We start from the raw sequence: 26,196 nt of genomic DNA on the forward strand, positions 1-26,196 counted from the left end.
TGATAAAAAACGGGAATGATTTTTTGAGTCATTCCCGTTTTTGTTTTTATGAATTGCTTTTTTTTCGGCGTTGTTTTTTCTTTTTCGGGTTGGTTGTTTTAACGGGAGGTTCGCCACCTTTATAATGATACAAACACTTTTCAATGTAAAAATCACCTTGATTACGAATCATTCCGGCGATGTTGTCATCATACCAAATTTCAGCCAAATTTGCTTTTAAGTATTTTGAAATTTCGTCTTTATTCCACTTAAAATCAATGTGTATTTTTCGTCCTGATAGGAATTTTGAAAAAGCCGTGAGCATTTGTTTTGAAATACGGTAATTTGCAATAAAATCTGATTTTGTGGGTTTTACATTGTGTTCGGGGTGGTTGTCAAGATATTCAAATAAAAAGTAACTTGTTAATCCTGAGTTGAGTACCTCGTGAATGATGTACGATTCGGGTTTCATATCTGTCGGAAGGTACACATCGGGGTAGATGCCGCCACCGCCGTAAACCGTTTTTCCGTTAGGCGTATAAAATTTCAATGAATCGTGTATTTTGCTGTTATCAATCTGGGAACTTCGTTTATTTTTTAAGTGATATGGTTTTTGAATGGAACGCCCCGTCGGGGTGAAATAACGTGCCGTTGTCAGGCGTACTGCCGAACCATCCGGTAGGGGCATTTCACTCTGTACCAGTCCTTTACCAAAGGTTCTTCGCCCGATAATAACGCCTCTGTCATTGTCTTGTAAAGCACCTGCCACAATTTCACTTGCCGATGCGGTTTGCTCGTTTACCAGCACAAAAATAGCTCTGTCTTCAAAAAGCCCCCCATCGGTGGAGTACGTTTCATCGATTTCTTTACGGTTATTTTTGGTGAAAACAATCATTTTGTCTTTGTCCAAAAATTCATCGGCAATACGTATTCCCATATGCAACAGCCCACCGGTATTGTTTCGTAAGTCTAAAATAAGGCTGTTAATGCCTTGTTTTTCAAGTTCTTTTACTGCATATGTAAATTCTTGATGTGAGGTTTCGGCAAAGCGGCTCAATCGTATGTATCCAAGCGTGTCGTTCACCTTGTAGTAACAATCAATGCTTTTTATGGGGATATAATTTCGTACAATCGGGATAGTAAACAGGCTGTCGTTGGTTTTTCGGTATACGGTTAAATCCACTTTTGAATCAATTTCGCCTTTTAAAAGATTTCTGACCTTTTCAGCCGATAAATTTTTACCGAAGAGCGTGTCTTTTCCTGCTGTTAAAATACGGTCACCCAGTACGATACCTTTTTTTTGTGCATCGCCTCCTTCAATGGGTTTTATAATAGCGATGGAATCGTTGTACATATAAAACGTAACGCCTACACCCACAAATTTTCCGTTCATATTTTCAGTAACATACTGAATGTCAGCTTTTGAAATATAAGTGGAATGTGGGTCTAATTTGTTTAAAATTCCGTTTACAGTTAAATCAACGATGCTGTCGGTGTCTATTCTGTCAACATATTGATTTTCAATATAATCAATGAGTTTTTCCAGTTTTGCTTTACTCTGACTTATTTCCTCGGTAATTGTATCGGCAACAGGAACGGGTAGGGGAGGCGGTAATGATTGTTGGCGCCAATCGGATAACAATTTACCCGTTAATAGCCCAACAGCCAACACACTTCCTAACACGACAGGGATTATGTAGGTTTTTATTTTCATTAAAACTGAAAATTTTTGACTGAATATTACAAAACAAGACGCCTTCCCAGCAAGAAAGGTCGTCTCGTTTTCTTTATAATTTTACTTCTTTTTTATTTGCTGAATGCAGCCACGCCCGTTTTAAGCCAATTATGAAACTCGTCCACGTCGGGAGTGTATCCGATAGGGGCAATCAAATTGCTTTCATCGTGGTTCATAAGCACGTAGAACGGTTGCGAATTGGCTTTATACCGAAGGGTTTGGAATTCGCTCCATTTTTGCCCGATGTATTTAATTTTTTTACCAGGTTTTAGTTGCGACTCAACTACTTGATTTTCAGGTAGTGGACGTTTGTCATCAACATAAAGCGATATCAAAACAACGTCATTTTTCAAAATATCAAGCACGTGTGGTTTTGCCCATACGTTTTGTTCCATTTTTCGGCAATTCACGCACGTCCAGCCGGTGAAATCCAGCAAAATAGGTTTGTTTACTTTTTTGGCGTAATCAATTCCCGTTTGGTAATCGTCAAAAGCCAAAATGTTGTGAGGTTCAAGCAGATGTGCTCCTTCCGGAAGCCGGTCTTCTTGGGAAACGGAAGAGACACTTCCCGTTTTGGTATATCCCACACCATAAGGCGATTCGCTATAATGTTGCGGCGGAGGAAAGGCACTAATTAAGTTTAGAGGTGCGCCCCAAAGCCCCGGAATCATGTAAATGGTGAAGATAAGCGAAACCAAGCCCAAACTCAATCTGCCTACCGAAATGCTTTCAACAGGCGAATCGTGTGGCAAGCGGATTTTTCCGAATAGGTAAAATGCCAAAGCTCCGAAAATGGCAATCCAAATGGCTAAAAACACCTCGCGCTCCAACCAGTGGGCTTGCACCGCCAAATCGGCATTTGACAAGAATTTGAAAGCCAACGCCAACTCCAAAAAACCCAAAACAACTTTCACCGTATTGAGCCAACCACCCGATTTTGGCAGTGAGTTTAACCAACCGGGGAAAGCGGCAAAAATGGCGAAAGGCAACGCTATGGCAAGCGAGAAGCCAAACATACCTACGATGGGGGCGATACCTCCTTTTGAGGCGGCTTCAACAAGTAACGTACCCACGATAGGACCCGTACAAGAGAACGATACCACCGCCAACGCCAGTGCCATAAAAAAGATACCTACCAATCCGCTACGGTCGGCATTGGCGTCAATTTTCGTACTCCACGAACTGGGAAGCGTAAGCTCAAAAGCTCCCAAAAACGATGCGGCAAAAAACACCAAAATAATGAAAAATATGATGTTAAAAGCCACGCTACTTGCCAAGGCGTTCAGGGCGTCGGCACCGAAAATACCCGTTACGACCGAACCTAAAATCACGTAAATCACGATGATGGAAAGCCCGTATAAAACGGCGTTTTTAATCCCTTTGGCTTTTGATTTACTCTGTTTGGTAAAGTAACTTACCGTCATCGGAATCATCGGGAATACACAGGGTGTTAAAAGAGCGGCAAAACCCGATAAAAACGAAATAAAAAAAATTGTCCAAAGTCCTCTGCTTTCAGATTTCTGATTTTCAGTATGTTTAGTGACGGGTTGTTCTTCCTTTGGGGTTGTTACCATTTCTTCTTTTTCGGTTGGGATAGCCATTTGCTCATTTTGAGTTTGAGCAACCACACCGGCAGAAATTGCAGAAGCACTCGAAACGTTTGCACTTGCATTGTCGGCAGTGAAAACAAACTCCAAATCAACCGTATCCGGCGGTAAGCAATTGGCATCATCACAAACCATAAATTCAACCGTACCTTTAACTACTTGCAAAGGTTTGGTTGTTTTTATACGTTGTTTAAAAACGGCTTTTTCGTAAAAGAAACCGATTTCCATATCAAAAACGGCATCGTGTTTTTTGATAGTGCCTACTTCTTCGGTTTTGCCAACCAATTCAAAATCTTTGTTGGTTACAAACTCAAAAGAAGTGGGAACGGGACCCTGTGGCGGAACGTGTTGTGAATAGAGTTTCCAACCTTTCTCAATTAGGGCTGTTGCTGTTAAAACAAACTCATTTTCAGTTATTTTTTCCACTTTGGTCTCCCATTTTACAGGGTCGTGAATCTGTGCATTTAGGGCAGTAAACACCGCCAAAAATACGAGAGTTATTATTTTTTTCATTGTCTAATAAAGATACTTTGTTATGTACAAGACCGCAAATTTAATAAAAAAGAATGAATTTTCAGAATTTTAATGACTATTTTTACATACAAGTTAATTTATTGAGGGTAGAGCTTATCTTTTTCGGAAGAAATCATTATTTTTGCGGAAACAAAAATAATTTTATGAAAAAAATAAATACGGAATTGTATCGTGTTGAAAATCCCATTACTTTGGCGAGTATGTCTACGTATGAAGATTTTTCAAAAACAGCTAAACAACTGAAAAACAAAATGAAACAAATTAGTGAGAAGTTAGCTGATTTTCAAGATATTTTATATGCAAATAACCAATACAGCGTGCTTGTTTGCATTCAAGGAATGGACACTTCGGGCAAAGACAGCCTTATTCGTGATGTTTTTAAAGGATTTAATAGTCAAGGTATTGAGGTTCATAGCTTTAAAACCCCTACAAAAACCGAATTGCAACACGATTTTTTATGGCGACATTATGTGGCCTTACCAAAGCGGGGTAAATTTGGGATTTTTAACCGAACACATTATGAAAATGTGATTGTGACTCGTGTGCATCCTGAATATATTTTAAACGAAAATATTCCGAAAATAAATGATATTAAGGATATTACAAAAGATTTTTGGGAAGAACGTTTTGAGCAAATCCGAAATTTTGAAAAACATCTGGTGCAAAACGGCACGATTCTTTTCAAATTCTTTTTACATCTTTCGAAAGAGGAACAAAAACGCCGACTTTTGCAACGATTAAACACGCCTTCAAAAAATTGGAAATTTTCGCCCGATGATTTGCAAGAACGCAAACTTTGGGATTCATATCAGGTTTGTTACGAAGAAGCAATTAATAAAACATCTTCAAAATTAGCGCCTTGGCACATAATTCCGGCAGATAACAAACCCGCAGCACGTTTGTTGGTAGCCAAAATTTTATGGCAAACGCTCAAGCAATACACCAACATCACTTATCCAAATCTAAACGAAAAAGACCGAACTTTACTCGAAGAATACAAAAAACAGTTGCAAAACGAATGTTAATATTTGTATTTTGTAAAGAAATATACTAAAATTTTATAAAAAATAAGTCCTAAAAATCCGCCTATGATGAAACCCGTAAGCACATCACCGGGGAAGTGAACTCCTAAATAAATTCGGCTGTAACCCACTAAAAATGACCACGAAAGCAACACGGGGAGCAGCCATTTTATTTTCTTACGGAATAAGCCGCCAAAAAAGACAGCCGCCGCCATTGAACTGGCTGCGTGAGCCGAAAAGTAGCCGTATTTACCGCCACAAATCACCAAACGCATTTGTGAAATCAGGCTGTCGTCGTGGCACGGACGCAGGCGTTCAAATCCGTATTTAAAAAGATTTGCCAACTGGTCGGTAGAAACAATCATTAGTACTACACAAAGTAAAATCAGTAGTGTTTTTTTCCATTTGAAGCATTTAAAACAGAAAAAAAGAAGTAATAAATACAAAGGCAAAGCCGACAATTTATGGCTTATAAACAACCAAAAATCGTCCCATTGCTCAGAGCCTAACCCATTGAGGTATAGGAGAAATGCTTTGTCTTTTTCGATAATGTACTCTAACATAGCATATTAAAATACGTTAAAAAATATCCGAAGTATGGATTTTCAGTTCGGGAAAACGAACCGATGTAATGTATTCATCTACAACAGGTTTCAAGATTCTGTATTTGCCGTCTTCCAAAACATTAACCAAGATGTTTTCGTCCGTTGGATTTACAATCCAATATTCTTCCACGCCCGATTCTTGGTACAATTCAAATTTATTTTTCATTTCCTTTTTGGAATTTCCGGGCGAAAGAATTTCGATAATAAGGTCAGGAGCACCAATGCAACCGCGTTCGTCCAATTTGTTTTCATCGCAAATTACACACAAATCGGGCTGAACTACCGTGTGAATTTGGTCGCCTTTTTCGTTCTTTTTGGGCAATCGAACATCAAACGGAGCAGAAAATAATTGACATTTTTTGTTTTTGAAATAAATGTGAAATTCTCCGTGTAGTGCCGAAGAAACTTTTTGATGTTTTACACTCGGTGCAGGCGACATTCTGAAAATTTTTCCTTTGAGAAGCTCCACGCGTTCTTCAAACTTCCAAAGCAAATAATCGGCGTAGGTGTAAATGCCATTTGCTATATCTAACTGATTGATATTGGTGATAGTAGCCATAATAATTCTTTTTTGTGTTAAAAAATATCCGAAGTGTGGATTTTCAGTTCAGGAAAACGAACCGATGTAATGTATTCATCTACAACGGGTTTCAAGATTCTGTATTTGCCGTCTTCCAAAACATTAACCAAGATGTTTTCGTCCGTTGGATTTACAATCCAATATTCTTCCACGCCCGATTCTTGGTACAATTCAAATTTATTTTTCATTTCCTTTTTGGAATTTCCGGGCGAAAGAATTTCGATAATAAGGTCAGGAGCACCAATGCAACCGCGTTCGTCCAATTTGTTTTCATCGCAAATTACACACAAATCGGGCTGAACTACCGTGTGAATTTGGTCGCCTTTTTCGTTCTTTTTGGGCAGTCGAACATCAAATGGAGCAGAAAATAATTGACATTTTTTTCCTTTGAAAAACTGCCATAACAATCCACTCAAATTCATTGATATTTTTTGATGCCTCAAACTCGGTGCAGGCGACATTTTGAAAATTTTTCCTTTGAGAAGTTCCACGCGTTCTTCAAACTTCCAAAGCAAATAATCGGCATAGGTGTAAACGCCGTTTGCCACATCTAACTGATTGATATTCGTGATTGTAGCCATAACTAAAATGTATTACTATTTTATAAAAGGTGTGTTGTCAAAAAAAGTTATCCTTCGTAACGGTCAATCTCCCGTTCGTAAAATTCGTTGGCTTGCTGAATGAGGTTTTCAGCCTCTGTTTCAAGCTCTTTGGTGTCTTCTTCGTCAAATTCTTCCAGCCATTCTACTTCGTCGGTTTCTAAATTCAGTACAAAACGCGGATATTCGGTGTGAATTACGAAAATAGCATCAGGAAAATCGGTGTTGTCTCCCAATAAAAATTTAGGAAAATTGCTCATAATGTTGTATTTGATGATTTTTATTTATTACTTGCAAAAATAGGCGAATTGTGTTTATAAAACAAATTTTTGGGGCTTAATTTTTTATTTTCCATTATTTATCATACCTTTGTTGCTTGTATTTTTATGAACTAAAAACAGATGAGCAAAATAGAATCTTTTAAAGAAACCATTACAAACGGATATGCTTGCAAAGGTGATTACATCACGCTGGGCGGGGCTATGTTTGAAGGGCAACCTGTTGAAAATGTATTGGTTAATCTTCCTTTGAAAACGCTGAATCGTCACGGACTCATAGCGGGAGCCACCGGAACGGGAAAAACCAAAACGTTGCAAGTTATTGCCGAAAATTTGTCAAAAAACGGAGTCCCCGTACTTTTGATGGATTTGAAAGGCGATTTGAGTGGTTTGGCATCGGCAGGTGAGGAAAAATCCTTCATTACCGAACGACATAAAAAAATCGGATTATCATTTGAACCACAGGATTTTCCGGTGGAATTACTGACTATTTCCGAACAGAAAGGAGCCCGAATGCGGGCAACGGTTTCCGAATTTGGTTCGGTGTTACTTTCCCGTATTTTGGATTTGACCGACGTGCAGGAAGGCGTGCTTGCCGTGGTTTTCAAATATTGCGATGACCACGGTTATCCGCTGTTGGATTTAAAGGATTTGAAAAAAATATTGCAATTCGCCACTGAAGAAGGAAAGGCAGATTTTGAGAAAGAATACGGTGCGATTGCCAAAACATCAACAAGTGCCATTCTCAGAAAAATAGTTGAATTAGAGCATCAAGGAGCCGAATTATTTTTTGGAGAAAGAAGTTTCGAACCGCAAGATTTACTACGGAGGGACAAAAACGGAAACGGTTTCGTGAACATTATCCGCTTGACGGACATTCAAGACCGCCCCAAAATGTTCTCCACGTTTATGCTCAGTTTGCTCGCCGAAATTTATTCCACTTTCCCCGAAGAAGGCGACTTACAAAAGCCTAAATTGGTGATTTTCATCGATGAAGCTCACTTAATTTTCAGCGAAGCTTCCAAAACCTTGTTAAATCAGCTTGAAAATATCGTGAAATTAATCCGTTCCAAAGGGGTCGGATTGATTTTCTGTACGCAAAACCCAACCGATGTGCCCGATGCGGTACTTTCGCAATTGGGAATGAAAGTGCAGCACGCACTCAGGGCTTTCACAGCCAAAGACCGAAAAGCCATCAAATTAACAGCTGAAAATTACCCGATTTCGGAATTTTACAATACCACCGAAGTGCTGACCTCATTAGGGACGGGTGAGGCTTTCGTTACTGTTTTGAATGAGAAAGGGATTCCTACACCGTTGGTAGCCACAATGTTACGTGCACCAATGAGCCGAATGGATATTTTGTCGGATGCTGAAATTCAAAATTTGGTAAACAATTCCGAATTGGTGCGAAAATACAATGAGGTTATCGACCGTGAAAGTGCTTATGAGCTGTTAAACAAGAAGATAGCTGAAATAAACAATCAAGCCGAAGCCCAAAAAGAACAACCTTCCAAACAGCGACAAGCAAGCCAAACAACCAAACGCAGTACGGCTCAAAATCCGTTGTTGAAAATGGTAACCAGTGCTACTTTTATACGTGGCGTTTTCGGAGTTTTAAGTAAAGTAATGAAAAAATAACGTTGTAAAATTTAATATGAAGAAATATATTGTACTACTATCAGCCCTTGTAAGTATTGTGGCGTGCAAAAAAACGGATACTAAATTCCTGATAACCAAGGATAGAGTAGGGGTGTTAGAGAAGAATACGCCCGTTGCAAAATTGGATTCTATTTACGCCAAAGATTCGCTTGTGAACACCACTTTTGAAGGGGAACTCCGTTATGCGAGCACCGAACGGATTATCGTTTTTGAAAAAGGCGGAAGCGGATTACTTGAAATAACGCCGGCAACCAACGCCAATAACGAAAAAGTTGCCGAAAGTATTTTGATTTTAGACCCGCGTTTCACCACCGAAGAAGGTATTTCGTTGGTGAGCACTTATAAGGACATTAAAGATAAATACGCTGATTTTCAGATAGAACACACCTTAAAAAGTATTTTAATTACGCCCAACGACAAGAATTATTATTTTACGATTGATAAATCTTTTTTGAAGAATAATAATTTTGGACTTTCGTCGGATATTACGAAAAACGACATTGAAGATGAGGCGAAAATAATGCGAATAACCATCAATTGGGATTTATAAATTCTGATGGAAAACAAGCGTCAAAAATTATCGGTAAGCATCGTTGGGGGTGGTAATGTAGCCTTTCATTTGGCGAATGCTTTTTATAAAAATAATAAAATAGAAGTGAAGCAACTTTGTAACAGAAGTAGCTTCACTTCTCATTTTGAGCAGTTTACAATTGATAAAATTACAAATGTAACAGATTTAAAGCCTGTTGATGTTTGCATAATTGCAGTGAAAGATGCTGCGATTTTTGAAGTGTCTGAAAAACTGCCTTTTTCGGGAAAATTAGTTGTTCATACTTCCGGAAATACAGATGTAAACGTTTTGAGTGATAAAAACAGAAAAGGTGTTTTTTATCCGTTGCAATCCTTTTCAAAAGAATTACCTATTGATTTTCAGTCTGTTCCTTTATGTATAGAAGCTAAAAGTTCATCGGATTTGAAAACATTACGCATTTTAGCAGAAATTTTAACAGAAAAAATTTACGAAATTGATAGTTTTCAACGGAAAATTTTGCATATTTCGGCGGTTTTTTCCAATAATTTTTCCAATCATTTAATACATATTGGTCAGGAAATTTGTGAAAAACATAACATTCCGTTTGAAATTTTACAACCGTTATTGGCTCAAACGTTTGAAAAATTACAAAAAACAACCGCTTTTGAGGCTCAAACAGGGCCAGCCCGACGAGGAGACAAGCAAACCATTGAAAATCACTTGCAGTTGCTTGATTCAAACCAAAAAGAAATTTATAAAATCATAACAAATTCAATATTAAAAACCTATGGAAGCGAAAAGTTATAAAGAATTTTTGAGAAACATCACCACTTTTGTCTTTGATATCGACGGAGTGCTGACAAATGCACAAGTTTTAGTTACCAATGAAGGCGAATTATTGCGAAGTATGAGTGTGAAAGACGGTTTTGCAATGAAATTGGCGTTGGATAAAGGCTATAATATGTGTATTATCACAGGAGGAAACAATCAAGGAGCTAAAAAAAGGCTTGAAGATTTAGGAATTGTTGATATTTTTATGAAAAAACAGCACAAATTGGATTCTTTTTTGGAATATCAGCAGAAAAAAGGCCTAAAAAAGGAAGAAATTTTGTACATGGGAGACGATTTGCCCGATATTTCGCCGATGCAATATTCTGGTTTGGCTACTTGTCCGCAAGATGCAGCTCCTGAGGTAAAAGCCGTTGCGGATTATATTTCGCATTTGAATGGGGGAGAAGGTTGCGTACGAGATGTAATTACACAAGTGTTAAAAGCACGAGGCGATTGGGATTTTTAAAATTTTTATCATAAAAAAAGATTCAAAGTCTATAAGCATATTGAAATTGGTTTGGTTTTTCTTAACTGAAAAACCAAACCAATTTTTATACAAAATACTGGTTATTAATTATTTGTATAAACAAAAGTGAAGTATTACTTTAATTAAACTTTATTTGATGATAACTGAAAAGCAAATAATTATTAAACATCAATATAAAATACTCATTATCAACATTTTCTAAATAGGTTAATCAGAAATTAATTTGATAAATGACAAAGTATCATATATTTCTAAATTGTTAAATAATTTGATGTATTACTTTAAATAAACACATTTAAAATATTAAAAACCAGTTATTTATTTTGTATAAATATATAAAAGTTATTTCTTATATTTTTTGAAAATTTTTTTAATATATAGAAAAACTAAAAAATTACAAGGTAAAAGAATCACGATTTCGTGAAATTTAGTGTGATTTCTTTGACCTTTGCATAAAATGAATTTAATCTAAGCAATATGAATTTTACAATTGTGTATTTTCAAAAATCTCAAAGCTGTTGTCTGTGTAAAAAAATACAATTTTATAGATTTCTTTTTTACGTGTTTTTGTTTCTGAAAGTTTAATAGCGATTTGATTATCAGTGGATACACTTTTAATTTCATTTATTTCTGTTTTTTCCGAACTATTTGAAGCAATAGGTTCATCGTTAAATAAATTTGCCTGAACAAATTGTTCTTTTTTAAGAACAGAATCGTTTTTTGCAGTAATATTCGGGAAAACACCTTTACCTTGTGTTATCCAATAAATGTCAATTTCAGGAAATCGCTCTGTAAGTTTTAAGATAAAATCCAAACTTGGTTTATTTCGTTCAGAGAGTAAATGCGAAATATTTGAGGCTTGAACATTAAGCTTATCAGCTAATGCTGAGGAAGTTAATCCGTAATAATCCATTACTTTTTGCAGCCTCATAACAAAATCAGATGTGTTTACCATTGTAAAATAGAGTTAAAATTAATTAAACTACAAATGTAAAACAAACATTTGAAAAAAACAAATTCTGTCAAACCATAACATTACAAAAGTGAATAATTGTGTTTTTACAAATGTGATATATTTTATTTTTGCAATAAAAATTTATTTTCATATCTTTGACAAAAAATTATGAATCAGCAATATAAATACAATAAAGAAGAGGCTTTGAAAGGGAAATATATCACTTTTTCAATGATTTCTCCTCTTTTAGATAAGCATCATTTTGATGGTATTTTTCCTTTGGGACATTCCGTAAAAGGTGTTCCTATTATGCTTTATCAAAAGGGTGTAGGATCAAAAAAAGTTTTGATGTGGTCACAAATGCACGGTAATGAGTCTACTACAACAAAAGCTTTGTTTGATGTTCTGAATATGATTGGAAAATCATTCATTTTAAAGGATTTAAGCATTTATTTTATTCCGATGCTGAATCCTGACGGAGCTGAACGTTACACAAGGGTAAACGCCAACGAAGTAGATTTAAATAGAGACGCATTTACGCTTTCACAGCCTGAAAGCCAGTGCCTTAGAAAAGCATATAACTTGGTTCAGCCCGACTTTTGTTTTAACTTGCACGACCAACGTACCATTTTTAGTGCCGGAAAAACCAAAAATCCGGCAACGGTTTCATTTTTAGCCCCTTCATTTAATGAAAATCGCGATATAAATGCAGTAAGGCAAAAGGCGATGGAAGTTATTGAGGTAATGAATGAAATGTTACAAATGTATATCCCTAATCAAGTTGGGCGCTTCGATGACAGTTTTAATATTAACTGCACGGGGGATATGTATACTTACTTGGGTACCCCTACAATCCTCTTTGAATCAGGGTTTTACCCAAATGATTACAATCGTGAAGAAACCCGAAAATACATTGCATTATCCATTGTTACAGCCCTAAAATATATTGAAAAAGATAATTTTACAAATGTAAAAAAGGAACAGTATTTTAATATTCCTGAAAACGATACATTATTTTTTGATGTATTGTTACGAGACGATTTAAACGGAAATACAACCGACGTAGGCATTTTATTTCGTGAAAATTTGGTAAGTAATAAAATTATTTTTGAACCTTATATTGCCGAAATAGGGAATTTGAAAAACTACTATGGGCATATGGAAGAAAAATTATCAGCTATTTTTACCAATAAAATCCACAAAAAAGACATTGAAAAGAGCCTAAATTTAAAGAAATATCAACAGAAAAGTGTTTAGTTTTATTTTTTTTTGAAAAAAAACGAAATTTTTTTGAATATATCGAAAAAAAATATTTACTTTGCATTTGGAAATTAAATAGTATAAGATATGCAAGTGGGAAGATTTAAACTTGATGAAATTGATCATCAGATTTTGGATTTGTTGATAGAAAACACACGCACACCGTTCACTGACATTGCTAAGATGTTGAATATTTCGGCAGGGACGGTGCACGTGCGCGTTCGGAAAATGGAAGAATCGGGCATTATCAAAGGCTCAACTTTAACCATTGACTACGAAAAAATGGGCTATACTTTTGTGGCTTATGTGGGCATTTTTCTTGAAAAAAACCATCAAACTCAGTTTGTTCTTGAACGCTTGACCGAAATTCCTTACATAACAGTGGCACACGTTACCACTGGAAAATACAACGTTTTTTGCAAAATTCGCGCACGCGATACAAAGCACGCCAAAGAAATTATTTATATGATTGATGACATTCAAGGGGTGTCACGCACTGAAAGTATGATTTCTTTGGAAGAAACCATCAACGATAAAAAACGATTGATGCATACTGTTTTTAAAGAGCTGTAAATCAATTAATAATATAAAATTAAATCCTCTTGAAATCATTGATTGAAGAGGATTTTTTTTCGTAATAAAAAAGAATTTTAACGATGTTAAGAAAAACCAAATTAGAGCGATTCAATGAAAGTGTTTTGAGTAAATATCAGATTTACAACGGTATTTTGATGACGCTTCCGTATGAGGAAGTGCTAAACACAGGGACGCTGTTACCGCTTTTTAACGAAATGTGCATTAAGGGCTATGATCAAAATTTGTCGCCAGCCGAGATAGTTGATCATTTTTTCGCAAAATATTTAGAAAATCCAACTGAAAAACAAAAAAATGATTTGCTTTTCAGATTTATACAATATATTGAAAGACAGGTAGTTCTATTCGATGCAATTGAAGATGCAAGTTTTACGATTGTTACGAATATGGACGGTATCGGGACCCTACGAAACGTTCGTGAAAAGGCTGAATCACAGGAAAAAACCGAACAATTAAAAGCCTATTTGCGGTATGCCAAAGTCCGTCCGGTGCTTACGGCTCACCCTACGCAATTTTATCCCGGAGCCGTCTTGGGCATTATTACCGATTTGGCTGATGCCATTAAAAAAGATGATTTGATGACCATCAAGAATTTACTGGCGCAACTGGGCAAAACACCTTTTTTCAAAAAAGAAAAACCAACGCCGTATGATGAAGCCGTGAATTTGATTTGGTATCTGGAAAATGTTTTTTATCATTCCATTGCACGAATTTATAAATATATTTACCATAATATATTCAAAGACAGTCAAATAAATAACCAGATTATTGAATTAGGTTTTTGGCCCGGAGGTGATCGTGACGGCAACCCGTTTGTTACAGCCGAAATTACGCGCAAAGTTGCCGAGCGCCTGAGGCGTTCCGTTATACGAAATTACTATAAAGATTTGCGCTTAATCAAAAGACGATTAACTTTCCCCGAAGTAGAACCTTTGATTAATGAGCTGGAAACCAAGCTGTACAATCTTAGTTTTTTACAAAAAGATGATTCTATTTCACGTGCGGAATTTGTGGAGGAACTCAAACAAATACGACAAATTCTCACTGAAAAATATCATTCGCTTTTTGTTGATCAAATAGATGATTTGTTGCATAAAATTACCGTTTTCGGGTTTCATTTCGCAACTTTGGATATTCGCCAAGATTCAAGAGTGCATAATTCTGTAATTCAGGATATTGCAATAACTTTAAAAGGAAAAATACTGCCTGAAAACTATGGAAAACTTTCTCCTTCTGAAAAACTTGAATCGTTAAAAAATGCACACGGAACGCTCAACGCCAATGATTTTACAGACGATTTAACCAAGCAAACCATTGAAAGCATTTACGCGATTAAAGATATTCAAGAACTCAATGGTGAGCGCGGTGCTAATCGCTACATAATCAGCAATAATCAGAGTTCATTAAACGTGCTTGAAATTCTGACGATGATTCGTTTGTGTGATTGGGAAAATCCGTCCGTTGATATTATTCCGCTTTTTGAAACCATAAATGACCTTACTGTAGCAGCCGACGTAATGCAAGAACTTTATGCCAATCCGTTGTACAAAGCTCACTTGGAAAAACGTAATAATATGCAAATCATTATGTTAGGTTTTTCTGACGGAACAAAAGACGGCGGTTATTTAATGGCGAATTGGAGTATTTATCAGGCAAAAGAACAACTCACTGAAATAGCGCGTAAAAACGGAATCAAAGTAATCTTTTTCGACGGAAGGGGAGGACCACCGGCACGTGGCGGCGGAAAATCGCATCAATTTTATGCCTCATTGGGCAAAAACATTGAAGCCGAACAAATCCAGCTAACCATTCAAGGACAGACCATTAGCTCTAATTTCGGAACCTTGGAATCCTCACAATATAACTTGGAACAGCTTCTTAGTGCGGGTATTAACAACAAAGTTTTTGATAATAATGAAAATACGATGCTTTCCGAAAGCGATAAAAAAATAATTTCGGAATTGGCAACCGTTAGTTATCAAAGTTATTCCGATTTTAAAAATCACCCGATGTTTATCCCTTATTTAGAGCGGGTTAGCACATTAAGGTACTACGCCAAGACAAACATCGGCAGTCGCCCGAGTAAACGTTCACAGTCTGACGAGCTGAATTTTAGCGATTTACGAGCCATTCCGTTTGTAGGTAGTTGGAGTTTGCTCAAACAAAACGTACCGGGATTTTACGGCGTGGGAACGGCATTAAAACATCTTGAGGATAAAGGTGAATTTGACAAAGCTTGTCAGTTGTATAAAAACTCATTGTTTTTCAGGACTTTACTTGAAAACAGTATGATGAGCTTAACAAAATCGAATTTTAAATTAACTCAATATATGCGTAATGATGCTGAATTTGGCGCATTTTGGACAATCATTTACAACGAGTTTGAACTAACGCAAAAAATGCTTTTGAAACTCAGCGGTTATACCAATTTGATGGAAAATCATCAAGCGGGAAAAGCCTCAATTGATTTGCGTGAAAAAATGGTTTTACCGCTTTTGACAATTCAGCAATATGCCTTGCTAAAAGTTAAGGAAATAGCTGACAAAGAACTGATTACCATTTATGAAAAAATGATAATGCGTTCAATGTTCGGAGCAATTAACGCTAGCAGAAATTCGGCATAAATAATAACAAAAATCACTCAATAACCGAGTGATTTTTTATCACATCAATTTGTACTATAATTTATATTATGTAAAATAGAAAATTTAAAAAATTAAAAAAACCTTTATATTTATGTATAAAGGTTTTTATGTATTTATCTGAATTTAGGATATTTAACCGGATTGGATTCGTGCATAATGTCATATACCTTTTCAAAAACATCATCAATATTTGGTTTTGAAAAATAATCGCCATCAGTTCCGTACGCCGGACGATGATCTTTTGCCGTGAGCGTTTGTGGAGCGCTGTCCAGATAACGGTATCCGTTTTGTTCTTCTAGAATTTTTTGTAAAATATATGCTGATGCACCGCCTGAAACATCTTCATCAATGACCAATAATCGGTTTGTTTTGATAAGACTTTTGACAATATTGTACTGTAAATCAAAAGGTAAAAGTGACTGAACGTCAATTACTTCCGCGTTAATTCCAAAGCGTTCCAATTCCTCGGCGGCTTGGCTTACAATGCGTAACGTGGAACCATACGAAACTAACGTGATGTCTTCTCCTTCTTTGATAGTTTCAACCACACCGATAGGCGTTTTAAATTCCCCGAGATTACTTGGGAGTTCTTCTTTGAGGCGGTATCCGTTCAAGCACTCAATAACCACGGCGGGCTGATTGCCTTCCAGTAAAGTGTTATAAAATCCGGCAGCTTTGGTCATATTACGTGGTGTTAAAATGTAAACACCTCGTAATGTGTGTAATAAAGTCCCCATTGGTGATCCCGAATGCCAAATTCCTTCCAACCGATGTCCGCGCGTTCGGATAATCATCGGAGCCGTTTGTCGCCCAAAGGTACGATAATGCAATGAAGCCAAATCATCACTGAGGGTTTGCAATCCGTAAAGAATATAATCCAAATATTGAATTTCGGCAATTGGGCGTAATCCCCTCATTGCCATACCAATACCCTGCCCTATGATGGTCGTTTCCCGAATGCCTACATCAGCAACGCGGCTTTCACCGTATTTTTTTTGTAAGCCTTCCAATCCTTGGTTTACATCGCCAATTGCTCCGGTATCTTCTCCAAAAATCAATACGTTAGGATATTTGGCAAACAACGCATCAAAATTTTCACGAAGCACCACACGCCCATCAACTTGTTGCGAATTTTCAGTAAAAACAGGCGGAACCTCTTTTATGAAAACAGGATTTTGTTCATTTTCGGTATAAAGATATTTGCTGTATCTAACCTGTGTTTCAGCCATATAAACGGCAAGCCATTTTTTGAGTGAAACAACGGCAGAATTGTTTTCAGCCCCCACATATCGGAGTATTTTTCGTCCGGCACTTACAATGTCTTTCCGAATGGGATAACTTATGGAAACCAAATTATCTCGTATAGTTTTGATTTCGTGTAAATTATTATTTGCTTGACTGCAAATATCATCAATTATTTTGACAAGGGTATTCCGCTCATTTTTAATCGGAAGCGTATAAGCCTGCCAGGCACGTTTTTTTCCTTCCAACACTTCTTTTTTGACTTGTGCTTCAAGGTCAAGAAGTTCTTGTTCAGTGGCTAATTTACTTTCTAAAATCCATTCACGCATTTTGCGGTTGCAGTCAAATTCCTTCTCCCAAGCCAATCGTTCTTTGCTTTTATAGCGTTCGTGTGAGCCTGAGGTGGAATGTCCTTGAGGTTGTGTGAGTTCCGTTACGTGAATGAGCACCGGAATGTGATTTTCGCGGGCAATTTTTCCGGCTTTTTCAAAAGTTTCAATCAAAGCAGGATAATCCCAACCGTTAACCACGAAAATTTCAAATCCGTCGTGGTTTTTATCACGTTGAAATCCTTTTAAAATTTCCGAAATACTTTCTTTGGTGGTTTGGTACTTGGCAGGAACCGAAATTCCGTAGGCGTCGTCCCAAACGCACATCACCATCGGCACTTGCATTACACCGGCAGCGTTGATGGTTTCAAAAAAATGCCCTTCGCTGGTACTGGCGTTTCCGATGGTGCCCCACGCCACCTCATTTCCGTTGTTTGAAAACAAACTATTTCGTGTTTCGGGTACTTCACGATATATTTTTGAAGCCTGTGCAAGCCCCAGTAAACGAGGCATTTGTCCTGCCGTACACGAAATGTCACTACTGCTGTTTTTTTGTTTTGTGAGGTTATTCCAATTTCCGTTTTCGTCCAAACTATGGGTTGAAAAATGCCCGCCCATTTGGCGTCCGGCACTTGTCGGGTCAGCTTCAATATCGGCGTGTGCATAAAGTCCGGCAAAAAAGTTTTCAACGGAAAACGCTCCGATTGCCATCATAAAGGTTTGGTCACGATAATAGCCACTGCGGAAATCACCGTCTTTAAAAGCCCGTGCCATAGCCAATTGCGGGACTTCTTTTCCGTCTCCGAAAATACCGAATTTGGCTTTTCCGGAGTGAACCTCTGCCCTACCCAAAACACTACACTCCCTGCTGATAAGGGCTATTTTATAATCTTTTAATGTGTTGTTTCTTGATATATTTGTTGTATTTTTTTTTGTCATAATTAAAAACGTAATTAGCTTTCAAAGATAACGTACTTTTATGAAATATCCAAAATTTGATGAAAAATTTAAGCTATTTTGCTATATTTAAAATTTACCGCTTAATTCCTTGTGAATTTATCCATTGATGATACGCCTTACTGTTGATAAGATGCTGATTATAAGTACGTGCGAATTTGTGAAATCCGGGCTTTTCTATGTCAGCCACGAAATAAAAAAAATCGTGATTTTCAGGGTTTAACACCGCTTCAATTGATGAAACATCGGGCATTGTGATGGGAGCCGGCGGCAATCCCGCATATTTATAGGTGTTGTAAGGCGAATCAATTTCCAAATCTCGGTTCAAAACCCTTTTGATGATGGTGTCGTAATTGCCTGTGTGTTCTTTTATAGCGAAAATTACGGTCGGGTCGGCTTGTAGTAACATATTAGATTTTAATCGGTTAAGATACACACCCGCTACCCTACTCCGTTCTGAAGTTTGGGCAGTTTCTTTCTGCACAATCGAAGCCAAAACACCTACCTGCTTCGGATTAAGATTTTGATTTTTAGCCTTTTGCTCTCGCTCCTGATTCCAAAAACGACGATATTCTTTCAGCATTTTACCTCTGAATTGTTCAGCAGATGTATTCCAAAAAAATTCGTACGTATTAGGCAAATACATTGCAATGGCTTCTTTTTGAGTAAAATCATTCTCTTTCAGGAAGTTACTATCCAAAAAAGCATTCAACAATGAAACGCTATCTGCTTCAATTTGTTGGGCAATACGTCCTGCCAGATTTTCCAATCGTTCTTGATTGTTGAAGGTAACTTTAATGGGTGTATTTTTACTTCGTAACGTATTGATAATGTCATTGTTACTACTTCCTTTTTTGATGATGTATTTTCCCGCCTTTACGCCACCGACATATTTTTTTTGCTGTGCCACCCGCACAAAAGTGTTTACGTCAGCCAAAAACGGACTTATTTTATGCGTAACATCATCAAAATCAGAACCCGACGAGATGAAAACTGTGATTTCGTCTTCCTGAAAATTCGTATTCGGACTCAAAACGGCGTTGTACACAAAATACGAAAAAACCCCTAAAATAATCAATCCGATAACGGAAATGGCAAGTACAATTTTTTTCAGATACATTTCTTAAAATTTCAAAAAATTAAAACGAGATGATTTGGAAATTTATAAAAAGGAAGCAAACATAAAATTCGCTCAAAATCTCCAAATCATCTTATAATCAGTTGATTACTGATGTGTTTTTTTCAGCAAATCATTTACGGTTTTCACCGGATTAAAGGTAATTAACGGAACTTCAACAAAAAGGGTAATCCAGTTTGCCATTGAGCCGTTCCAAAGTCCGGGACGTTCGAGGGCTTTCAGCGGTTTTCCCATATAGGTTTTTCCGGTGATGAACGCCTGTTTTGGGTCGGTAAACTGTTGTAAATCAAATTTTTCTCCTTTGAAGTTTTTCGTTCCGCAAACCAAATCAACCGGATTAAAATGCGTGGATTGTGCAAAAATTTCTTTCTGCTCGGGGTTGCTTAAATCCACCTGTGCCGATTCAATGATTTGCAGACTGATGTTTCCGTTGGCGTCTTTCACCCAGAAAGGACCTCCACCCGGTTCGCCCTCATTTTTTACCATTCCGCATACGCGAATTGGGCGATTGAGCTGTTCTGCAATAAACTCCAAAGCGTAACGTCTTCTGAATTTATACAGATAATCAGGTACATAGATATTAATTTCCTTTAAGAAATTCAGTATTTTTTTAACTTCTTTTTTCTTAACTTTATCGTTTTCAATGCGTTTCAGAATGTGAAATACTTCCGATTGCACTTCGCGAAGTTTTCCCGCCAATGCTTCCTTATAGAAAACAGTTTCATCGGTGTATTTTTTAACTACCACGTTATCAATGTTTTTTATAAAAATAACATCGGCGTCAATTTCGTTGAGATTGTCCAGCAAAGCCCCGTGACCCGACGGACGGAAAAGCAATTCGCCGTTTTCATCACGAAAATATTCGTTGTCTTCCGTTACCGAAACCGTGTCCGTGCTGGGTTTTTGATACGAAAAACTCACGTCAAATTTGGTGTTGTAACGCGTTTCGAGTTTGTCTTTAATTTCGTTTAATTCTTTATTGAACGCATCGGTATGTTGCTCAGTAATAGTGAAATGCAAATGAGCAAGGTCTTCACCCGAAGCATACATTACCGACTCGCGGAAATGCTCCTCAAATGCCGTTACCACTTTTTCGGAATGTTTATGGAAAGGCAACAGCCCTTTCGGAAGATTTCCGTAATTCAATCCGTTTTCGCCAAGCAGTATGGAAACAATGCTATGTTTTTGATTATCTTCATTTTGTGTGTGAAAATCAGGGATATTTTTAGCAATGTAATCCATCAAAATGGGATAGAAAGCAAATTTTTCCAATCCGTTGAAAAAAGTTTCGATTTCTTTGTCGCCTTTTCGGTTTACGTACGCCTTAAATGACTCTTTTTCAGGATTAAAATTGTCTTTAAACGCAAAAAGCGATTTAAACATTCGGGTAGCTGCCCCCGAAGCCGGAACGAATTTCAAAATAGAAATTCCTTTCTTCTTTTTTTGGTAGATGGCGGCATATTTGGCGGTCTCTTCTTTTGAAAATGAGATGATTCCGTTGCCGATGGTTGCGGCTGCCTGCAACTCAATGGGCGGAATTCCTTCTTTGAATAAAGCCACTTGCTGCTCTAACATTTCGGTTGTAATTCCTTTTTGGATTAACAACTTTTCATCATTTTGTGTAAGTTTGCTCATATTTTTACTATTTTTTATATCAGTTTTAGTGAAATAATGCTCATTTCAGCTTGTTTTTCTGAAAATCGTTCAATATTTCCGTAACTGTATGAATTCTCTCTGTCAAATTTCCTTTCAGATTGATGTATTTTTTTCCGTGTTTGTCAAGTATTCGCTGAAATTCACTCAACATAAATTCCCTTTCGTTGGGCTTGTCACGTAAATCATCAGCCTGCCACGGAACGTCGATATGGGTTAAAAATAAAATATCATACTGATTTTCAAGTGCATATTTCTCAATTTGAAAAGGCGATTTTCCGTAGTAAATATACGAATAAATCATTAATTCAAGCAAATTTGTATCACAAAAAATAAAATTATTTGCTTTTTTGATGCGTTTGTTCTCATCAGAAATTTGCCCTAACGCGATGGGAATCAGGTCATCCCAAGTGCAAGTTTGCTGTTTTTCGTCCCACTTTTTTTGCAGGTATGTACGCATAAATTCGGGCACCCATTGGGTTTGAAATTGCTTGGCAAGATGTTGGCACAGCGTTGTTTTGCCCGTGCATTCGGGTCCTACGAACGCCACGCGAACGACATTGCTTTCTATTTGTTTAAATATTTCTTCCATTCGAAATAAGCCAAAACGGCTATAATTGTAAAAATAAAATATTGAAACGAACTGAATACGAGTCCTTTATGATAATACAAAGGTACGGAAATGACATCGCCGATAATCCAGCAAATCCAGTTTTCTATTTTTCGTTTTGCCATTAGCCACATTCCGACCAAAAAGACCGAAGTCGTGAAAATATCCGTCCAATCTACCCAAGTAAAATGCTGAAAGCCAACCGAAATTCCTTCAAATGAAAATCCGTTATTGATGTAAGGTTTGAAAAAATACACGCCCGTTACGAATATCCAACTGAATGCCGCCAATGCCAAACTCACCCAGCCGTCACGCCCCGTGATTCGAGAAACGGAAACGTGCAGATGGTCGCCGTCCTTGCTGTTTTTTGCCCAAAGCACCCAACCGTAAACGCTCATAACCGTGTAATAAAAATTGATGAGCATATCCCCGAAAAGGCGACTCACCCAAAGTAAATACACGAAAATAACCGTGCTGATAATCCCCGTCGGATATACCCAAATGTTACGTTTTTTACTGAAATAAACACTTAACAATCCGAAGATTACGCCCACGATTTCCAGCACAACCAAGTACGTATCAACACCTTTGTACTGAGCGAAAAACCAATCAGAAATGAGGTTCATAATCGTGTCGGTCTGATTTTACGATTTTTACATACATCAATCCGCGTTGAACAAGCTCAAAGGCTTCTTTAATTTCAACCAAAAGCAAGTGCATCACCTTGTCATAGTCGCCATAAACTTGCGTACTCAACGGATTTTCAATTACTTTCAAGCCCGAAGCTCGTAACTTTTTAATAAAATGAATGATAGGTGCTTCAAAATCATCTTGTAAAGGACTGAATGTCAGTTCTACTGAAATTTTCATCTGTAATAAAGTTAAAATGGTTATTTTTTTGCGTGCGTATTTTTAATGGTTCGCTCGTACAGTGCCTCGTAAATCGGGATAATTTTGCGTTCATCGAAGCGCTCAGCTGAAATTTTTGCCTGTTTTTTGAATTGTTGCAAGCGCTTTTCGTCTTCCAAAATGTAAACGGCATTTTTGCTCATATCGGCAATATCGCCAATCGGACTCAAAAAGCCCGAGAAACCGTTTTCGTTTACTTCGTGTAAACCGCCTGCATTTGAGGAAATTACGGGAACGCCCGCCGCCATCGCCTCCAAGGCTGAAAGCCCGAAACTTTCCGATTCGGAGAGCAATAAAAACAGGTCGGAAGCACACAAAAGTCGGTCAACATCTAACGTATTTCCCAAGAAAAGAACTTTGTTTTTGATGCCCAACTGCCGGCACTTGTCTTCGGCAAATTCACGTTCCGGCCCGTCGCCCGCCATTACCAGCTTTGACGGAATTTGTTGCTGCACCCGATAAAATACATCGATAATATCCGGAATGCGTTTCACTTTACGGAAGTTACTGATATGCGTGATGATACGCTCTTCCCTGCGCGCCATTACCGAGCGTTTACACGGCATTGACGAGGCATCTTTTTCCATATTAATAAAATTCGGAATGACCTCAATGTCCTTTTGAACATTGAAGAGGCGCAGAGTGTCCTGTTTTAAACTCTCTGAAACGGAAGTAACCACGTCCGATTCGTTGATGCTGAACGTAACGGCTTCCTTGTAGTTCGGGTGATTCCCTACTAGCGTGATGTCGGTTCCGTGAAGGGTTGTAATCATCGGAATGTCAATGCCTTCCTTTTTTAACATTTGCTTTGCCATATATCCGGCATACGCGTGCGGAATGGCATAATGCACGTGCAGTACATCTATTTTATACGCTTTTATGACCGAAACCATCTTGCTGGAAAGTGCCAATTCGTACGGTTGGTAGTGAAAGAGCGGATATTCCTCTACGTGAACCTCGTGGAAATGAATGTTCATTTCCAAGTAATCCAAACGCACCGGATAGCTGTACGTGATGAAATGCACTTGGTGCCCTTTGCGAGCCAGTGCCAGTCCCAGTTCGGTTGCTACTACTCCGCTTCCGCCAAAAGTCGGGTAACATACGATTGCTATGTTCATCTTTTCTATTATATACTGTATGAGTGATTTATCTCGTTTCCTTGAAGAAAACAATTTCCAAAAGTACAAAAAAAACAGAAAACGGATAGCAAAAAATCAAAAAAATACTCAAATAAATTATTTTTCGGCGGTTTATGGCTTAATTTTTAGTAGGATATCCGTTGAAAAATATCCGTCAGAAAATAAATTTTTTGACGTCAGGAAATTTTTACGGAAACGTCAGGAAATTTTAAAACGTACTAAAAAACCTTTGGCAAAGTTCCAAAACTTTGCCAAAGGTTAAACGTGCAAGCATATGCAATACACCCGTCACCATATTATAATATATCCGTTGCCGGAGCAAAAATAGTGGTTGGGTAGTTTTCTTTTTCGGCTTTTCGTAGTATCTTTGCCCCCTATGGGACGAAAAAACAAAAACATAACATTTGAGCATATTGAAGTCATCGATGCCGGTGCCAAAGGTAAAAGCATTGCCAAAGCCCCCGACGGACGCGTTATTTTCCTGACCGATGCCGTGCCGGGCGATATAGTAGATGTGCAAACCACCAAGAAGCGAACCGCTTATTATGAGGGTTTTGTAACGAAAATACACCGTAAATCACAGAAACGCACAACGCCCGTTTGCGAGCATTTCGGCTATTGTGGCGGCTGTAAGTGGCAGAATATGAGCTACGAAAATCAGCTTTTTTATAAACAGCAAGAAGTTGAAAATAATTTAAAACGACTTGGGAAAATTCAACTCCCTGAGATGCAACCGATTTTAGGCTCACAGCAGACTTATTTTTATCGCAATAAGATGGAATTTTCCTTCTCCGACACCCGTTGGCTTACGCCCGAAGAAATCCAACAAGCCGAAAGCATCGACAATCGCAACGGACTGGGATTTCACATTTCCGGAGCTTGGGATAAAATTCTGGATATCAAGCAATGTCATCTGCAAGCCGACCCTTCCAATGCCATACGCTTGGCGGTAAAAAATTTCGCCTTACAGCACGAAATGCCTTTTTACAGCCCCCGAAATCAGTCCGGTTTCCTGCGTTCAATGATGATACGTACAGCTTCCACCGGTGAAATTATGGTGGTCATTCAATTTTTTGAAGAAAACAAACCAAAACGAGAGTTATTGCTTGATTTTCTTGCCGATACCTTCCCGCAAATCACTTCCATTCAATATATTATAAACGGAAAGGCAAACGATTCGATTTACGACCAAGAGATTTTTTGTTACAAAGGCAACGATTGTATTTTTGAAGAAATGGAAGGTTTGCGGTTTAAAATCAATGCCAAATCGTTTTACCAGACCAACTCGGCTCAGGCGTATGAACTCTATAAGGTGGCACGCGATTTTGCAGGGCTTACGGGCAAAGAGCTGGTGTACGACCTCTATACGGGAACGGGAACCATTGCCCAGTTCGTAGCCAAAAAAGCACGTAAAGTGGTTGGTGTAGAGGCTGTTCCGGAAGCCATTGCCGATGCCAAGACCAACGCTCAAATCAACGGAATTGAAAACGTGGTGTTCTATGCCGGTGATATGAAAAACGTTTTCAATGAGGCGTTTATCGCACAAAACGGAACGCCTGACGTTATCATTACCGACCCGCCCCGCGACGGAATGCACAAAGACGTGGTGCAACAAATCCTCAGCATTGCACCCGAAAAAGTGGTGTACGTCAGTTGCAATTCCGCCACGCAAGCCCGCGATTTGGCACTGATGGACGCGATGTACAAAGTAACCAAAGTACAGGCTGTGGATATGTTTCCGCAAACCCATCACGTTGAAAACGTGGTGCTTTTAGAAAAAAGATAGTTTTTTGATTTTTTAATATACGGGTGGCGTTCCTGTTGTAGGGGCGTATGCAATACGCCCGTACGAGTGGTATCCCTGTTGTAGGGGCGTATTGCATACGCCCGTACCCGATTATATTTTCATTATGTAGGCGAAAAATTTTTCACCCGCACGCCAACCTTTGTCAAAGTTTCAAAACTTTGACAAAGGTTTTTCAGTACGTTTTTGGATAAATAATGGACGTATGCAATACGTCCGTACGAGTAGTGTCCCGTTTGTACGGGCGTATTGCATACGCCCGCACCCGATTGCATTTTCATTCCGTACGTACGTTTCAAAATTTCCTGACGTCTCCACGAAAATTTCTTGACGTCAGGAAATTTTTTTCTTGACGTCAAGAAATTTATTTTCTGACGTGCGTTTTTATCAGTATTGACGTTCAGATAGTTACAAAGGTAGTTTTGTATGTGTTGTTGCGTGCTTTTTCCGCCGTATAAATGCACGCCAACCTTTGTCAAAGTTTCAAAACTTTGACAAAGGTTTTTTAGT

At 37.9% G+C, this 26,196-nt stretch carries 24 protein-coding genes; 9 read left to right on the forward strand and 15 right to left on the reverse strand.

The window, feature by feature from the left end; genetic code table 11:
* Positions 1 to 46: 46 nt before the first annotated feature.
* A complete protein-coding gene (locus tag Q4D72_RS03535; protein ID WP_303076048.1) occupies positions 47 to 1,693 on the reverse strand; it encodes a S41 family peptidase in 1,647 nt (548 codons plus the stop codon).
* 92 nt (positions 1,694 to 1,785) lie between these two features.
* The gene (locus Q4D72_RS03540) at positions 1,786 to 3,834 is read right to left on the reverse strand and encodes a cytochrome c biogenesis protein CcdA (protein ID WP_303076050.1); all 2,049 of its coding nucleotides are present in this window, start codon (positions 3,832 to 3,834) and stop codon (positions 1,786 to 1,788) included.
* 164 nt (positions 3,835 to 3,998) lie between these two features.
* On the opposite strand from Q4D72_RS03540, the gene Q4D72_RS03545 reads away from it, so the two are divergent.
* Complete coding sequence (locus Q4D72_RS03545; protein WP_303076051.1) at positions 3,999 to 4,880, forward strand: PPK2 family polyphosphate kinase; 882 nt, start codon at positions 3,999 to 4,001, stop codon at positions 4,878 to 4,880.
* Here the strand turns inward: Q4D72_RS03545 and Q4D72_RS03550 are convergent.
* From Q4D72_RS03550 to Q4D72_RS03565, 4 genes are read right to left on the reverse strand one after another with little or no spacing between them, the layout of a single operon-like run.
* On the reverse strand, positions 4,877 to 5,440 hold the full coding sequence (locus Q4D72_RS03550; RefSeq protein WP_303076053.1) for a phosphatase PAP2 family protein: 564 nt from the start codon (positions 5,438 to 5,440) through the stop codon (positions 4,877 to 4,879). The genes Q4D72_RS03545 and Q4D72_RS03550 overlap by 4 nt on opposite strands.
* A gap of 16 nt (positions 5,441 to 5,456) precedes the next feature.
* Positions 5,457 to 6,041 (reverse strand): Uma2 family endonuclease, encoded by a 585-nt coding sequence (locus Q4D72_RS03555; RefSeq protein WP_303076055.1) that lies wholly within the window; start codon positions 6,039 to 6,041, stop codon positions 5,457 to 5,459.
* A gap of 17 nt (positions 6,042 to 6,058) precedes the next feature.
* Positions 6,059 to 6,643, reverse strand: a complete 585-nt coding sequence (locus Q4D72_RS03560; RefSeq protein WP_303076057.1) for a Uma2 family endonuclease — start codon at positions 6,641 to 6,643, stop codon at positions 6,059 to 6,061.
* A 47-nt stretch (positions 6,644 to 6,690) separates the two neighbouring features.
* A complete protein-coding gene (locus Q4D72_RS03565; protein WP_018279119.1) occupies positions 6,691 to 6,921 on the reverse strand; it encodes a hypothetical protein in 231 nt (76 codons plus the stop codon).
* A gap of 141 nt (positions 6,922 to 7,062) precedes the next feature.
* Here Q4D72_RS03565 and Q4D72_RS03570 point away from each other — a divergent pair, with 141 nt between their 5' ends.
* The 4 genes from Q4D72_RS03570 to Q4D72_RS03585 are packed head-to-tail and all read left to right on the forward strand — an operon-like array spanning position 7,063 to position 10,430.
* Complete coding sequence (locus Q4D72_RS03570) at positions 7,063 to 8,580, forward strand: helicase HerA-like domain-containing protein (RefSeq protein ID WP_303076065.1); 1,518 nt, start codon at positions 7,063 to 7,065, stop codon at positions 8,578 to 8,580.
* Between the two features lie 16 nt (positions 8,581 to 8,596).
* Positions 8,597 to 9,151, forward strand: coding sequence for a hypothetical protein (locus Q4D72_RS03575; protein WP_303076067.1), 555 nt, complete (start codon positions 8,597 to 8,599; stop codon positions 9,149 to 9,151).
* Between the two features lie 6 nt (positions 9,152 to 9,157).
* On the forward strand, positions 9,158 to 9,940 hold the full coding sequence (locus Q4D72_RS03580; RefSeq protein WP_303076068.1) for a Rossmann-like and DUF2520 domain-containing protein: 783 nt from the start codon (positions 9,158 to 9,160) through the stop codon (positions 9,938 to 9,940).
* Entirely contained in the window at positions 9,921 to 10,430 is a 510-nt protein-coding gene (locus Q4D72_RS03585; RefSeq protein ID WP_303076069.1) for an HAD family hydrolase, read from the forward strand. The genes Q4D72_RS03580 and Q4D72_RS03585 overlap by 20 nt, the downstream gene beginning before the upstream one ends.
* Positions 10,431 to 10,935: 505 nt before the next feature.
* On the opposite strand, the gene Q4D72_RS03590 is transcribed toward Q4D72_RS03585, so the two are convergent.
* Positions 10,936 to 11,406, reverse strand: a complete 471-nt coding sequence (locus Q4D72_RS03590; protein ID WP_303076070.1) for a helix-turn-helix transcriptional regulator — start codon at positions 11,404 to 11,406, stop codon at positions 10,936 to 10,938.
* Positions 11,407 to 11,574: 168 nt separating this feature from the next.
* On the opposite strand from Q4D72_RS03590, the gene Q4D72_RS03595 reads away from it, so the two are divergent.
* From Q4D72_RS03595 to Q4D72_RS03605, 3 genes are all read left to right on the forward strand, one after another.
* Positions 11,575 to 12,663 carry a M14 metallopeptidase family protein gene (locus tag Q4D72_RS03595; protein ID WP_303076072.1) on the forward strand — a complete coding sequence of 363 codons (1,089 nt, stop codon included), beginning with the start codon at positions 11,575 to 11,577 and terminating at the stop codon, positions 12,661 to 12,663.
* A gap of 96 nt (positions 12,664 to 12,759) precedes the next feature.
* Positions 12,760 to 13,239 (forward strand): Lrp/AsnC family transcriptional regulator, encoded by a 480-nt coding sequence (locus Q4D72_RS03600; protein ID WP_303076073.1) that lies wholly within the window; start codon positions 12,760 to 12,762, stop codon positions 13,237 to 13,239.
* An 83-nt stretch (positions 13,240 to 13,322) separates the two neighbouring features.
* Entirely contained in the window at positions 13,323 to 15,884 is a 2,562-nt protein-coding gene (locus tag Q4D72_RS03605; RefSeq protein ID WP_303076075.1) for a phosphoenolpyruvate carboxylase, read from the forward strand.
* Positions 15,885 to 16,018: 134 nt separating this feature from the next.
* Here Q4D72_RS03605 and Q4D72_RS03610 read toward each other — a convergent pair whose 3' ends face one another.
* The 7 genes from Q4D72_RS03610 to bshA all read right to left on the reverse strand — a co-directional run bounded on the left by Q4D72_RS03610 (position 16,019) and on the right by bshA (position 23,861).
* Entirely contained in the window at positions 16,019 to 18,391 is a 2,373-nt protein-coding gene (locus Q4D72_RS03610; RefSeq protein WP_303076091.1) for a thiamine pyrophosphate-dependent enzyme, read from the reverse strand.
* Between the two features lie 118 nt (positions 18,392 to 18,509).
* Complete coding sequence (gene mltG, locus Q4D72_RS03615) at positions 18,510 to 19,553, reverse strand: endolytic transglycosylase MltG (RefSeq protein WP_303076077.1); 1,044 nt, start codon at positions 19,551 to 19,553, stop codon at positions 18,510 to 18,512.
* Positions 19,554 to 19,658: 105 nt separating this feature from the next.
* Positions 19,659 to 21,206, reverse strand: a complete 1,548-nt coding sequence (locus Q4D72_RS03620; RefSeq protein WP_303076078.1) for a DUF4301 family protein — start codon at positions 21,204 to 21,206, stop codon at positions 19,659 to 19,661.
* A gap of 40 nt (positions 21,207 to 21,246) precedes the next feature.
* A complete protein-coding gene (locus Q4D72_RS03625; RefSeq protein ID WP_303076079.1) occupies positions 21,247 to 21,816 on the reverse strand; it encodes an ATP-binding protein in 570 nt (189 codons plus the stop codon).
* Positions 21,792 to 22,460 (reverse strand): nicotinamide riboside transporter PnuC, encoded by a 669-nt coding sequence (pnuC, locus tag Q4D72_RS03630; RefSeq protein ID WP_303076080.1) that lies wholly within the window; start codon positions 22,458 to 22,460, stop codon positions 21,792 to 21,794. Before pnuC ends, Q4D72_RS03625 begins: the two co-directional genes overlap by 25 nt.
* On the reverse strand, positions 22,444 to 22,704 hold the full coding sequence (locus Q4D72_RS03635) for a thiamine-binding protein (protein ID WP_303076081.1): 261 nt from the start codon (positions 22,702 to 22,704) through the stop codon (positions 22,444 to 22,446). The genes pnuC and Q4D72_RS03635 overlap by 17 nt, the downstream gene beginning before the upstream one ends.
* Before the next feature lie 20 nt (positions 22,705 to 22,724).
* Positions 22,725 to 23,861, reverse strand: a complete 1,137-nt coding sequence (gene bshA, locus Q4D72_RS03640; RefSeq protein ID WP_303076083.1) for an N-acetyl-alpha-D-glucosaminyl L-malate synthase BshA — start codon at positions 23,859 to 23,861, stop codon at positions 22,725 to 22,727.
* Between the two features lie 397 nt (positions 23,862 to 24,258).
* On the opposite strand from bshA, the gene rlmD reads away from it, so the two are divergent.
* Positions 24,259 to 25,668 (forward strand): 23S rRNA (uracil(1939)-C(5))-methyltransferase RlmD, encoded by a 1,410-nt coding sequence (rlmD, locus tag Q4D72_RS03645; RefSeq protein ID WP_303076084.1) that lies wholly within the window; start codon positions 24,259 to 24,261, stop codon positions 25,666 to 25,668.
* Positions 25,669 to 25,790: 122 nt separating this feature from the next.
* Here rlmD and Q4D72_RS03650 read toward each other — a convergent pair.
* Positions 25,791 to 26,196, reverse strand: a 406-nt coding sequence (locus Q4D72_RS03650; RefSeq protein WP_303076085.1) for a hypothetical protein, incomplete at its 5' end; no start/stop codon positions are given.

The organism is Capnocytophaga sp. (genome assembly GCF_030532915.1).
Lineage (GTDB): Bacteria > Bacteroidota > Bacteroidia > Flavobacteriales > Flavobacteriaceae > Capnocytophaga.